This window comes from Campylobacter sp. TTU-622 (assembly GCF_016598965.1).
GTDB lineage: Bacteria > Campylobacterota > Campylobacteria > Campylobacterales > Campylobacteraceae > Campylobacter_D.
Genome location: NZ_JAENKR010000009.1, coordinates 16,929 through 29,545, shown reverse-complemented (window position 1 = coordinate 29,545; position 12,617 = coordinate 16,929). Strand labels below are relative to the sequence as shown.

12 protein-coding genes and 2 tRNA genes are annotated in these 12,617 nt (G+C 27.4%); 8 read left to right on the top strand and 6 right to left on the bottom strand.

The features are described 5' to 3' along the window. From JG677_RS02130 to JG677_RS02115, 4 genes are all read right to left on the bottom strand, one after another. Positions 1 to 439: acylneuraminate cytidylyltransferase family protein (locus JG677_RS02130; RefSeq protein ID WP_200284903.1), on the bottom strand; the 439-nt coding region annotated here is incomplete at its 3' end. A 75-nt stretch (positions 440 to 514) separates the two neighbouring features. Beyond that, on the bottom strand, positions 515 to 1,633 hold the full coding sequence (neuC, locus tag JG677_RS02125; RefSeq protein ID WP_200284901.1) for a UDP-N-acetylglucosamine 2-epimerase: 1,119 nt from the start codon (positions 1,631 to 1,633) through the stop codon (positions 515 to 517). Continuing rightward, positions 1,630 to 2,667, bottom strand: coding sequence for an N-acetylneuraminate synthase family protein (locus tag JG677_RS02120; protein WP_200284900.1), 1,038 nt, complete (start codon positions 2,665 to 2,667; stop codon positions 1,630 to 1,632). Before JG677_RS02120 ends, neuC begins: the two co-directional genes overlap by 4 nt. Then, the gene (locus JG677_RS02115) at positions 2,667 to 3,878 is read right to left on the bottom strand and encodes an alpha-2,3-sialyltransferase (protein ID WP_200284899.1); all 1,212 of its coding nucleotides are present in this window, start codon (positions 3,876 to 3,878) and stop codon (positions 2,667 to 2,669) included. Before JG677_RS02115 ends, JG677_RS02120 begins: the two co-directional genes overlap by 1 nt. Positions 3,879 to 4,020: 142 nt before the next feature. On the opposite strand from JG677_RS02115, the gene carB reads away from it, so the two are divergent. The 7 genes from carB to JG677_RS02080 are packed head-to-tail and all read left to right on the top strand — an operon-like array spanning position 4,021 to position 10,386. Continuing rightward, complete coding sequence (gene carB / locus JG677_RS02110) at positions 4,021 to 7,290, top strand: carbamoyl-phosphate synthase large subunit (RefSeq protein ID WP_200284898.1); 3,270 nt, start codon at positions 4,021 to 4,023, stop codon at positions 7,288 to 7,290. After that, on the top strand, positions 7,280 to 8,110 hold the full coding sequence (locus JG677_RS02105) for a DNA-methyltransferase (protein WP_200217224.1): 831 nt from the start codon (positions 7,280 to 7,282) through the stop codon (positions 8,108 to 8,110). Before carB ends, JG677_RS02105 begins: the two co-directional genes overlap by 11 nt. A 9-nt stretch (positions 8,111 to 8,119) precedes the next feature. After that, on the top strand, positions 8,120 to 8,641 hold the full coding sequence (locus tag JG677_RS02100) for a PD-(D/E)XK nuclease superfamily protein (RefSeq protein WP_200217223.1): 522 nt from the start codon (positions 8,120 to 8,122) through the stop codon (positions 8,639 to 8,641). Between the two features lie 2 nt (positions 8,642 to 8,643). After that, the gene (locus JG677_RS02095) at positions 8,644 to 9,066 is read left to right on the top strand and encodes a Sua5 YciO YrdC YwlC family protein (RefSeq protein WP_200284897.1); all 423 of its coding nucleotides are present in this window, start codon (positions 8,644 to 8,646) and stop codon (positions 9,064 to 9,066) included. A 50-nt stretch (positions 9,067 to 9,116) separates the two neighbouring features. Next, complete coding sequence (locus JG677_RS02090; RefSeq protein ID WP_200217221.1) at positions 9,117 to 9,461, top strand: DMT family transporter; 345 nt, start codon at positions 9,117 to 9,119, stop codon at positions 9,459 to 9,461. Between the two features lie 8 nt (positions 9,462 to 9,469). Beyond that, positions 9,470 to 9,787, top strand: a complete 318-nt coding sequence (locus JG677_RS02085) for a DMT family transporter (RefSeq protein ID WP_200217220.1) — start codon at positions 9,470 to 9,472, stop codon at positions 9,785 to 9,787. Next, on the top strand, positions 9,787 to 10,386 hold the full coding sequence (locus JG677_RS02080) for a dethiobiotin synthase (RefSeq protein ID WP_200217219.1): 600 nt from the start codon (positions 9,787 to 9,789) through the stop codon (positions 10,384 to 10,386). The genes JG677_RS02085 and JG677_RS02080 overlap by 1 nt, the downstream gene beginning before the upstream one ends. Here JG677_RS02080 and JG677_RS02075 read toward each other — a convergent pair. Further along, positions 10,373 to 11,656, bottom strand: a complete 1,284-nt coding sequence (locus tag JG677_RS02075; protein WP_234284619.1) for an adenosylmethionine--8-amino-7-oxononanoate transaminase — start codon at positions 11,654 to 11,656, stop codon at positions 10,373 to 10,375. The genes JG677_RS02080 and JG677_RS02075 overlap by 14 nt on opposite strands. A gap of 277 nt (positions 11,657 to 11,933) precedes the next feature. Next, a tRNA-Met gene (locus JG677_RS02070) sits at positions 11,934 to 12,010 on the bottom strand. Positions 12,011 to 12,115: 105 nt separating this feature from the next. Between JG677_RS02070 and JG677_RS02065 the strand changes: the two genes are divergently transcribed. Then, a tRNA-Ser gene (locus JG677_RS02065) sits at positions 12,116 to 12,204 on the top strand. The last annotated feature ends 413 nt before the right edge of the window (positions 12,205 to 12,617 follow it).

Sequence of the window (12,617 nt, the reverse complement as noted above, 5' to 3'; positions counted from 1 at the left end):
CATCTATAGTAAAAGCTTTTAAAATTTTATTATCCTCTTTATAAACACTGATAAGTGCATTAGCATTTTTTTGCATAAAATGATAAAAAGATTCATCTATATGTTTACTTGTTCTAAAAGGTGATGTAGGTTGAAGCAAAATTATATTTTCATAAGTTTTATATATTTCTAAAGCATGCAAAATCACTTTATCACTTGTAGTATCATCAAGCGCTAATTCTTTAGGGCGCTTAATAATATCAATTCCTTGGCTCCTTGCATAAGTTAAAATTTCATCTCCATCGCTACTTAAAACAATTTTATCAATACAGGTTGCTTCCTTGGCAGCTTTAATGGTATGATAAACTAATGGCTTGTTGGCCAAAAGAGCTAAATTTTTATTTTTAATACCTTTTGATCCAGCTCTTGCAGGAATTAAAGCCAATGTTTTATTTGACATTTTTATCCTTTAATTTTAAAAAATTACTAGTTTATTTTACATTTTTTTAATTTCAATTATGATCTAATTCTATATTTATATTTTTAAATCTTTAAACATTTTTTGTTTAGAAATTTTAAAAAATATTCCACTTTTTAAAAGTTTTATAAATTTGGCACTACTTTTTTCTTTTATTTTTTTATGAATAGTTTTTTCTTTTTTCTTTACTTTTTGTATTGCTTTTAGTATCTCATCACTTTCATAAGAACTTTGTATAACTTTCTTTAAACCATTTCTTTTTTGTTGTCTTGAGCCTATATTTATTCCATCAACTCCCAAAAAAACAGCTTCTTTTAAAATACAACTTGAATTTCCTATAATAAAATCTGCATTTTTTAATAAAGTAATAAAATATTCAAATCTTAAAGATGGAAAAATTTTAAAACAAGATAAATTCTTAAGTTTTTCATAACTTTTTAAAATAAACTCAAAGCCTAAATCATTATTAGGATAAATCACTATATAATTTTTCTTGCTTTTAATTAAAGCATTTACAAATTTTTCACTTTGCTCTTTAATAAATTCAAGCTCTGTTACCACAGGATGAAAAGTAGCTATAGCATAATTTTTAAAAGTAATGTCATAATAAGCCTTAGCTTCTTCAATACTAATAGAATTATCAGATAAAATATCCAAATCAGGAGAACCTATAATAAAAATCGAATTCTCATCTTCTCCAAGTTGTATTAAACGTTTTTTAGCTAATTCATCATTAACTAAATGAATTTGGGCTAACTTTGAGATAGAATGTCTTATACTATCATCTATAGTTCCAGATAACTCGCCTCCTTCAATATGAGCAACTAAAATATTATTTAATACTCCGACTAAAGCTCCTGCCAAAGGCTCTATCCTATCTCCATGTACTACAATTAAATCAGGTTCTATTTCATTAACAAATTTAGAAAAACCGTCTATAGTTGAAGCTAAAGCTGCTGGCATTTGATAGTATTTGTCATGGTTGATAAATTCATAAATATTTTTAAATCCACTTTTATAGATTTCTTTTGCAGTATATCCGAAATTCTTACTCATGTGCATCCCTGTAACAAAGATGAAAAGTTCAAATTCATTTGATTTTTCAATCTCTATCATCAATGACTTAATTTTAGAAAAATCAGCTCTAGTTCCCGTAATAAAAACGATTTTTTTCATTGAAAATCCTCATATTTTAACTGCACATCTTTTGCAATATCTCTTAGAGCAACTTTACCTAAAATACTTTCAAATTCACTAGCTCTAATCCCACCAACCCCTGGTCTTTTCACCCAAATATTTTCCAAAGAAAAAATATCACCTTTTTTAATTTCTTTTATACTAACAACACTTGCAAAAGCAAAATCAATAGTAACTTGCTCCTCTTTAACTGCGTTCTTTTTAGCATTTAAACCACGCATTATTGCCATTTGTTCACTTTGAATTATAAGCTCTTTTAAAGCACTTTCATCCATAGAGCAAATTATATCAGGACCACTTCTATCCATAGTATCTACAAAGTGTCTCTCAAGTATACAAGCACCCAAAGCAACAGCTCCTAAACAGGCAAGATTGCTAGTAGTATGATCACTAAGCCCCACCAAACAAGAAAACTCTTTTTTAAGTTCAAGCATAGCATTTAATCTTACAAGATTCATAGGAGTTGGATAAAGATTGGTTGTATGAAGCAATACAAAAGGAATTTCACTAGCCCTTAAAATTTCTATAGTTGGTTTTATACTTTCAATGCTGTTCATTCCTGTGCTTACAATCATAGGCTTTTTAAAATTTGCAATATGTTTTATCAGTGGATAATTATTACATTCTCCAGATCCTATTTTAAAAGCGCTAACTCCCATATCTTCTAGTCTATTTGCAGCCGCCCTTGAAAAAGGAGTACTAAGATAAACAAGTCCTTGCTTTTGAGTATATTCCTTAAGAGCCAACTCGTCTTTATAATTTAAAGCACACTTTTGCATAATCTCATATATACTCACATTCGCATTTCCTGGGATTACATTTTTAGCTGCAACACACATTTCATCTTCAACAATATGAGTTTGATGTTTAATAATCTTAGCACCCGCTCTTTTGGCACTATCTACCATAAGTTTTGCCAACTCTAAACTACCATTATGATTAATACCAATTTCTGGGATAACTAAAGGAGAATTTTGTTCAGATATAGTTAAATTTTCGATTTTTATTTGCATTATTCTTTCCATTCTTTTTTAATTTTTTTAATTCTAAATAAAAAAGTAAAAGGATGTTTAATTAAAATACTGCCTAAATTATAAGCTAAAGTTCGTTTTATTTTTAAAGCTTCCTTATAGTCACGATAAGACTCCAAAGGCGGTAATTTTAATGATGGACTTTGTTTGATTCTTTTTTTATAGCGTCTTTGATCTTTTAAATGTCTATAAATAATACAAGATAATATAAAAGGTAACCTAATATAATCACTTAAATTTCTTAAATCAATTAAAACATTACCTAATTTATATGAGAGATGATTTTGAATTCTTTCTTTAGCTGAACGTTGGTTAAAATTATTTTTAACATTTGAAAATATATTAATTTTATTTTTCTTTTTAATTTCTAATTGATTAGGGTTTTTAGTCTGAAGAACTTTATCATAATAAAGCTTTATAAAAGGAGTTTCTTTAGGGATAAGAATATCATCTAAGGCATTTTGTGTCTTTTTTAAAAGTATAAAAGAATTATTAGTTAATGGAGCTAAACTAAAATTTTTAGCTAAAATTGATTCTGGGTTTAAAGAAAAAAATGAAACATTATAAGTTTTAGCAAGAAATTCTAAAGCCTTTAAATCAGTATCCTTACTATGAAAATAAGATGGAACTTTATTTTCTCCTATTAATTTATTATAATTTTGTTTATTGGCATTATAGGCATAAACATTTTTTCCTGTTGAAAAATCTATATTACCCTCATAAAAATCAATTCCACTCAAATAAATCTTTTTATAACCCAAAGCTACTGCAACAGCACACATGTAAATTCCACTAGTTATACGTTTATCCTTATAAAGTTCATTATAACAAATATAAGCATTAAATTCTTTTAATTTCTCAAGATAACTACTGCCTAAATTAGCATCTGGAAAAAAATAATCAAAATACTTTATAAAATTTAAATGATTTTCATAAATACTATGAAGTTTAAAATTAGAACAAATAAAATTATCAATTTTATATTCTTTATTTTTTATAAGAGTTTTAGCAGTATAAATTTGTTCTAAGAAAAAACTTTGATTAAAAAAAGTCATCTTAATGTCTTTACCTAGGTAATATTTATCTTCAAGATAAAATTGATTACACCTAAAAACTTCATAATCTTTTGGTAATCTTTTATAATCAATATTTTTTAAACTAGGACCATTACCCGCTACAATTAAATTCTTCATTCTTTCTCTTGCTGTTTTATTTTTGAAAAAATGATTATACCCCCCCCTGTGAATTTAAGCTTAAAATAAAAATAATTTAAATTTCAAGTTTTAAAAAACTAAGATTTGCTATAATTTATAAAAAATAATGATAGGAAAATTTATGCCAAAACGAAACGATATTAATACCATTTTACTTATAGGAAGTGGCCCTATTATCATAGGACAGGCTTGTGAATTTGATTATTCTGGTACTCAAGCTATTAAAACCTTAAAAGAACTAGGCTATCGTGTCGTACTTATAAACTCAAATCCAGCAACCATTATGACAGATCCTGATTTTGCTGATGCAACTTATATAGAACCTATAACTAAAGAAAATATTTTAAGCATTATCAAAAAAGAAAAAGTTGATGCTATTTTACCTACTATGGGTGGTCAAGTTGCCTTAAATGCTGCAATGCAAATTTATGAAAGCGGACTTTTAGGAAAAGTAAAATTTTTAGGAGCTAATCCTGAGGCAATCAAAAAAGGAGAAGATCGTCAAATTTTTAAAGAAAGTATGAAAAAAATTGGTATGGATCTTCCAAAATCTATGTATGCTTATAATTACAATGAAGCCTTAAAAGCTATAGATGAAATAGGCTTTCCTTTAATGATACGCTCTTCTTTTACTTTAGGCGGAGCTGGAAGTGGGGTTGTTTATAATCTAGAAGAATTTCAAGAACTTGCCCAACAAGCACTATCTTTAAGTCCTATAGGTGAAATCTTAATAGAAGAAAGCTTACTAGGTTGGAAAGAATATGAAATGGAAGTTATTCGTGATAAATTCGATAACTGCATTATAGTTTGCTCAATAGAAAATTTAGATCCTATGGGAGTTCATACTGGAGATAGTATCACTATAGCACCTGCCCTTACCTTAACTGATAAAGAATATCAAGCTATGCGTAATGCTTCTTTTGAAATTTTACGTGAAATTGGAGTAGATACTGGAGGATCAAATGTTCAATTTGCCATAAATCCTGAAAATGGTAGAATGATAGTAATAGAAATGAATCCTAGAGTTTCAAGATCAAGTGCTTTAGCAAGTAAAGCAACAGGCTATCCCATAGCAAAAGTAGCTACACTTTTAGCAGTAGGGTTTAGTTTAGATGAAATTAAAAATGATATTACGGGAACCCCTGCTTCTTTTGAACCTGTAATTGATTATATAGTAACCAAAATTCCGCGTTTTGCTTTTGAAAAATTTCCTAAAGCAGATAAAATTTTAGGGACTTCTATGAAAAGCGTTGGCGAAGTTATGGCCATAGGACGCACCTTTAAAGAAAGCATACAAAAAGCTCTTTGTTCACTTGAAAAAAATTATGATGGATTTAATGAAATCAATATCAAAGATAAAAATGAACTTGTCTTTAATATAAGAAATGCTAACGAAAAAAGACTTCTTTATATAGCTGAGGCTTTTAGAGAAGGTCTAAATATCAATGAAATTTATGAGTATTCTAAAATAGATACTTGGTTTTTAAATCAAATCAAAGAAATTATTGATTTTGAGAAAAAAATAGATATGGATATTTTAAACAATAAAAATTTACTAAGAAAAGCTAAAACTATGGGTTTTTCTGATAAAAGAATTGCACATTTAATAAATACAAAAGATAATTTAGAATTAAGTCAAAATGATATTTATTATGCAAGAGTTAATCAAAATATCATAACCGAATTTCACGAAGTAGATACTTGCTCAGGTGAATTTAATGCTATTACGCCTTATTATTATTCTAGTTTTAATGTTTTAGAACTCACTCAAAGCATAAACAAAAAAGAAAAAAAAGAAAAAAAGGTAATGATTATAGGCGGGGGACCAAATAGGATAGGACAAGGGATTGAATTTGATTATGCTTGTGTTCAAGCTTCTTTTGCTTTAAAGGATATGGGTATAAAAACTATAATGTATAATTGCAATCCAGAAACTGTTTCAACTGATTATGATATTAGCGATGTGCTTTATTTTGAACCTATTGATTTTGAACATTTAAGAGCCGTAATAGAAAAAGAAAAACCAGATGGTATCATTGTTCATTTTGGAGGGCAAACTCCTTTAAAATTTGCTAAACAACTCAGTGCTTTTGGAGCTAAGATTATAGGGACAAATGCTAGAGTCATTGATCTTGCTGAAGATAGAAAAAAATTTTCAGAATTTATTGTAAAACTTGGAATCAATCAGCCTAAAAATGGCACAGCCTATAGCATAGAAGAAGCTATTTTAAAAGCAAATGAAATAGGTTATCCTGTTTTAGTGCGCCCAAGCTATGTTTTAGGTGGGCGTGCTATGCGTATTGTCCATAATGAAGAAGAATTAAAACTTTATGTTAAAGAAGCTGTTAAATTAAGCAATAAAAGCCCTATTTTGATTGATCAGTTCTTAGATAATGCAAGCGAATTTGATGTTGATGCAATTTGTGATGGTAAAAATGTTTATGTAGCAGGAATTATGGAGCATATCGAAGAAGCTGGAATTCACTCAGGCGATAGTGCTTGTTCATTACCACCTTGCAATATCGATGAAAAAATACAAGAATTAATCATACAAAAAACAGCTGATATAGCTTTAAATTTAGGAGTGATAGGGCTTTTAAACATACAATTTGCTCTTTATCAAAATGAGCTTTACATTATAGAAGTAAATCCTAGAGCTAGTAGAACCGTTCCTTTTGTAAGTAAAGCAACAGGCATAGCCTTAGCAAAAGTGGCAACACGTGTAATGTGGCAAGGAAATTTAAAAGAGGCTTTAAATTTTTATGATAAATTCGGAATTGTTAAAGAAAAAAATGGAATTTTAAGACCTAAAAAATCTCAAAGAATCAATTTAAAAGGTGTTGTTTTTCCTTTTTCTAAGCTAAGCGGAAGTGATTTAGAACTTGGACCCGAAATGAGATCAACTGGTGAAGTAATGGGGATTAGTAAAGATTTTGCTAATTCTTATGCTAAAATTCAAATTGCCTCATCTAATAATCTTCCAGAAAAAGGAAGTATTTTTATATCCTTAAAAGATGAAGATAAAAAATATACTAAAAAAATTGCCTCTGAATACTCAAAACTCGGTTTTAAACTTATGGCCACAAGTGGAACTTATAAAGAAATTATTAAAAATGGTTTTGAGTGCGAGTTAATCTACAAAATATCAGAAGGACGCCCCAATGTTGAAGATAAGTTAAAAAATGGAGAAATAGAACTTGTTATTAATACAAGTGATGAAAATAGTTTTAAAGAAGATACAAGAAAAATAAGAGCTAATATTATACGTTTTAAAACTCCTTATTTTACAAATTTAAGAGCTGCTTTTGCAGGAGCAAAAAGCATAAAAGCTATACAAGATAAAACTTATTTAGAAGTTAAAAGTTTGCAAGAGTGGCTTAATGAAAAATAAAAATATTTTCACAAGTAAAGATCAATTATTTAATTTGTATCAAAATGATTGTAATAAATTATTACCTAAATTTGAAAAACAAATTGATTTAATCTTTGCCGATCCTCCTTATTTTTTATCAAATAATGGATTAAGCATTCAAAATGGTAAAATCGTTAGTGTCAATAAAGGAAATTGGGATAAAGGTAATGATATTGAAATAATAGATAAATTTAATTTAAAATGGTTAGCTAATGCAAAAATAGCACTTAAAGATAGCGGAAGTATTTTAATTAGTGGAACTTATCATAACATTTTTTCTCTTGGTAGAATTTTGCAAAAACTTGATTTTAAAATTTTAAATATAATTACTTGGCAAAAAACAAATCCACCACCAAATTTTAGTTGTCGCTATCTTACACACTCAACAGAACAAATTATTTGGGCTAGAAAAAGTCATAAACATAAACATATTTTTAATTATGAAATTTTAAAAAAACTAAATAATAGCAAACAAATGCGTGATGTTTGGACTTTTAATGCTATATCTCCTTGGGAAAAAATAAATGGAAAACATCCTACACAAAAACCTTTAGCTTTATTAATTAGACTTATACTAATGGCAAGTAATGAAAATTCATTAATTTGCGATCCCTTTAGCGGAAGTTCAACAACAGGTATTGCAGCGAATTTATTAAATAGAAAATTCATAGGCTTTGAAAAAGAAGAAGAATTTATTAAGATATCGATAGCACGAAAAATAGAGCTTGAAAATAATTTTAATACTATTAAAAATAAAATTAATGATTTAAAATTAATAAACAAAGCAAAATTATTTTAAGGAGAAATAATGATTTTAGGTGGAAATGGAGGAGCTAATACTCAAACTGGTTTAGTATTTGAAGGAAAAGTAGATTTAGCAACTTTTTTATCACAGCAAAATGGTTATTTTATAAATGAAAAACAAGAAGTTTTTTATAACAATAAAAAAATAGCAAAAATATTTAAAAAATATAGATTGTATGATTTTTTACAAGAGCTTGGAATCGATTGGAAAAACATTATTTCAAAAAGACTCTTACCTGATGATAGCATCTTTGTGGTCATTAATAACACTATATATATTATTGAATGCAAATTTCAAAGTGTAGCAGGTTCTGTAGACGAAAAATTACAAACTTGTGATTTTAAAAAAAAGCAATATCAAAAACTATTCTCTAGGGTAAATATAGAAGTAGAATATATTTATCTTTTAAATAATTGGTTTAAAAAAGAAGAATATAAAGATGTTTTAGATTATATTATTAGTGTGCGTTGTCAATATTATTTTGAGTATATCCCCTTGCAAAAATTAGGTTTGCCAATTCCTTAAAAATGATCTACTTAGCACAAACTGATACAACGGCGGGATTTTTAAGTAAAAATTTAGAAAAGCTTAATGCTTTAAAAAATAGAGATCAAAAGCAATTTTGCATTATAACAACAGCTAAATTTGATGAACTTAAAAAACTCGCAAGGGTTCCAAAATATTTTAAAAATTTGATAAGAAAAAGTAAAAAAACTACTTTTATTTATCCAAATTTAAAAGCTATTCGCATTATAAAAGATCATCCACACGAAGAATTTTTAAAAGAATGGGATTGGCTTTTTTCCACTTCGGCAAATAAACACGGAGAAAAATTTAATGAAATTTGGGCAAGAAGCGTTGCGGATAAAATTATAGATCAAAAACTCTTTGAAGATAATGCTTCTAAAATTTTTAAATTAAGCAAAAAAAGAAAAAGAAAAATACGCTAATTTTAGATGACATTTTTAGTATATAATATTTATTTTCAAAAAGGATAAATTTGAAAAAGCAAATTAGTTTAAATCTTGCTTGGGGCTTAGTGGTTCTAGGTGGAATCATTGAATGTTTTTGGGTAAGTGGTCTAAAATACGCTAATACCTTACCTTTATATATCTTAACAGGTGTAGGAATTTGCATTTCATTTACTTGTGCGGTTATTGCCATGAAAAAGATTGAAGTTAGCATTGCTTATTCTGTATTTGTAGGAATTGGAACAGCTGGAGTGGTACTAGTTGAAATGTTTTATTTTAAGGAAAATTTTTCTTTATTTAAAATTATACTTATTTTAACCTTACTTAGCGGAGTTATAGGTCTTAAACTTATAAGTAAAGAAAATAAAGATTGAGTTATAAAATGAGTTGGTTTTTTTTATTTTTAGCAGGTTGTATGGAAATCATAGGCGTTATAGCTATGAAAAAACTAATTAATACAGGTAAAAAAATCTTTTTATTTGCTATTTTGATTCAATTTTCTCTTAGTTTTAGTTTTCTCTCCTTGGCCATGCGTGAAATTTCTATGGGAGTAGCCTATGCTATATGGACAGGTATTGGTGCTGGAGGTGGTGTTATCGTTGGAATTATACTTTTTAAAGAAAGTAAAAATATTTTAAAATTTTTCTTTCTTAGCTTAATATTAGCTTCAAGTATAGGCTTAAAACTTTTAGGAAATTAATGAAAATTTATATCAGTGGCATTCATACAGATGCAGGAAAAACCCATTTTAGTGCAAGTTTTTGCGCAAATTTTGATTATGATTATTTTAAATTAATTCAAGCAGGAACGCCAACAGATAGCCAAAAAATAGCTAAATTTTGTCCAAAAACTAAAATTTTTAAAGAGGGTATTTTCTTAAAAACTCCAGCTTCTCCTCATCTTGGAAAAATCAAAGAAAATCTCACCTTTAAAGCTCTTGAAATTCAAATTCCAAAAAGTGAAAATTTACTTATAGAAATCGCTGGAGGACTTTTTTCTCCTATAGATGAACATTATACTATGATAGATTTTATGAGCACATTTAAATTTCCTACTATTTTAGTGGCAAAATACTATCTTGGTAGCATTAATCATATTTTATTAAGCATAGAAGCCTTAAAAAAAAGATCTATCGATATTATAGCTCTTGTAATGATGGGACAAAAAGATATTTTACAAGATAACTTTATACAAAATTACTCTCAAATTCCTATCATTAATTTAGAGTTTCTAGATGCAAAAAATCTTATTAATTTAGAATTTCAAAAACAAATGAATACTCTTCTTAAAAATCTTTAAAAATTTCTTTTAAACTTTGCACTACATAAGAAACTTGCTCTTTAGTGACAATATAAGGGGGCATAAAATATATAGTATTGCCAAGCGGTCTTAAAAGCAAACCTTTAATTAAAGCCCTTTTATATACTTCAAGCCCTGCTCTTTGATATTTGCTTTTTATGATATCAAAGGCACTAATCATTCCACAAGTTCTAAAATTAGCCAAAAACTCAAATTCTTTTAATTTAGCAAATTCTTCTTTAATGAAAAAACTTAAATCTTTATTTTTTTCTATGATATTTTCTTTTTCAAAGATATCAAGAACAGCATTAGCAGCTGTGCAAGCTAAAGCATTTCCCGTATAGCTATGAGAATGCAAAAAAGCTTTTTGCGCTTCATAAGGAGCATAAAAAGCATTATAAATTTCATCTTTTGTTACAACTACAGATAAAGGCATAAAACCTCCAGTAATCCCTTTAGAAAGACAAATAAAATCCGGTTTTTGTCTGCATTGCTCAAGAGCAAAAAGCGTGCCTGTGCGTCCAAAACCAACTGCGATTTCATCGAAAATAACTTGTACTCCATAATAACGACAAAGTTTTATAGCCTCATCTATAAATTCAGCCTTATACATATGCATATTTCCTGCACATTGCACTAAAGGTTCTAATATAAAAGCACAAAGCTCGTTAGAATGCTTTTCTAAAATATTTTTTAATATATTTAATTCTTTTTCAAAGTCTTCACCCAAAGGCACAGGAGTATTTAAACACTCTAACAATAAAGGAGTATAAGTTTTCTTATAAAGTGATACATCTCCTACACTTAAAGCTCCCAAAGTCTCCCCGTGATAAGAATTGCTTAAAGATAAAAATTTATTTTTTCTTTTATTTTGATTTAAAAAATAATGAAAACTCATTTTTAAAGCTATTTCTACTGCAGAAGAACCATTATCTGCATAAAAACATTTACTAAATTTATCTCCCAAAAGTGAGCAAAGTCTTGAAGATAATTTTATAATAGGCTTATGCGAAAAACCCGCTAGAATTATATGTTCTAAAACATCAAGTTGATCTTTTATGGCTTTACTTATATAAGCATTAGAGTGACCAAAAAGATTTACCCACCAAGAACTTATACAATCCATATAAGCTTTATCATCAAAATCATAAAGCCATATTCCTTTTGCTTTTTTTATAGGAATTAAAGGTATATTTTCATGATCTTTCATTTGTGTGCAAGGATGCCAAATATATTTTAAATCCAAATTTTTCAAATCACTATACATCATTTAGCCTTTAGGTATCTTATAATTTTCTTTAATTTTTAATTCTTTAAAAGATTAATTATAAAAAATATTTTAGATTTATTTTACCTACCAAGATATTTTATATAATAAATACTTATATTTATTCTAAAAATTTTAAAAACTTGCTTTTATTAAAACATCAATATAAGTTTTTGTTTAATTTTATATTAAAACTAATATAGATAAATTATAAAAATTCTTAAAGTAAAAATTAGATTTATTTAAAAATATATTTAAGAGTAGTAATTTAAATGAGATTTGGTGTCAAGGGGGAGACTTGAACTCCCGACCTCCGGCTTATGAGACCAGCGCTCTAACCAGCTGAGCTACCCTGACTTAAAAAAGCAAATTTAAAATACAAAAAAGAATTATAGCTTTTTTTTCTAAAAATTTTCTGATTTTGTTTATTTATAAAATTTTAGCTATAATAATTGCTTTTTTAGACAGGTGTCCGAGCGGTTTAAGGAGCACGCCTGGAACGCGTGTAAAGTTAAAAGCTTTCGAGGGTTCAAATCCCTTCCTGTCTGCCATTTAATTAAAACTTCAAATACTCATTAAAATTTTTCAATCAGCCAAACAACACTTGAATTTGTTTTTTTTGATAGAATCCAGAAAAAATAATGGTTTTATAATGCTTCAATCAAGATTATTTATGAATTTAAAAGGTATAGGGATATCTTTATACCAAGATATTTTTTCCAAATAAATTTAAATAAAATTTTTAATGAAATTCTAAAATACAACACTAAAGAATTAGAAAATATACAAACTAGAGTTAAGTATTATAATAAAATAAATCAATTTTTTACACCAGCAAAAAAAGAAAAAATAGGAAAATTTCCTTTTAAAAAAACTTCTTATGCTTTTGATGCTTATGAAATTAGCAAATACTTCAAAGATGAATTTTTATGGGATAAAGATTTTAATGATATAAGATATACTT

Bases quoted from the DNA above. Each gene is read 5' to 3' on its own strand.
- neuC (WP_200284901.1), bottom strand. From the start codon at position 1,633: ATGAAAAAAATCGTTTTTATTACGGGAACTAGAGCTGATTTTTCTAAA.
- JG677_RS02120 (WP_200284900.1), bottom strand. From the start codon at position 2,667: ATGCAAATAAAAATCGAAAATTTAACTATATCTGAACAAAATTCTCCT.
- JG677_RS02115 (WP_200284899.1), bottom strand. From the start codon at position 3,878: ATGAAGAATTTAATTGTAGCGGGTAATGGTCCTAGTTTAAAAAATATT.
- carB (WP_200284898.1), top strand. From the start codon at position 4,021: ATGCCAAAACGAAACGATATTAATACCATTTTACTTATAGGAAGTGGC.
- JG677_RS02105 (WP_200217224.1), top strand. From the start codon at position 7,280: ATGAAAAATAAAAATATTTTCACAAGTAAAGATCAATTATTTAATTTG.
- JG677_RS02100 (WP_200217223.1), top strand. From the start codon at position 8,120: ATGATTTTAGGTGGAAATGGAGGAGCTAATACTCAAACTGGTTTAGTA.
- JG677_RS02095 (WP_200284897.1), top strand. From the start codon at position 8,644: ATGATCTACTTAGCACAAACTGATACAACGGCGGGATTTTTAAGTAAA.
- JG677_RS02085 (WP_200217220.1), top strand. From the start codon at position 9,470: ATGAGTTGGTTTTTTTTATTTTTAGCAGGTTGTATGGAAATCATAGGC.
- JG677_RS02080 (WP_200217219.1), top strand. From the start codon at position 9,787: ATGAAAATTTATATCAGTGGCATTCATACAGATGCAGGAAAAACCCAT.
- JG677_RS02075 (WP_234284619.1), bottom strand. From the start codon at position 11,656: ATGATGTATAGTGATTTGAAAAATTTGGATTTAAAATATATTTGGCAT.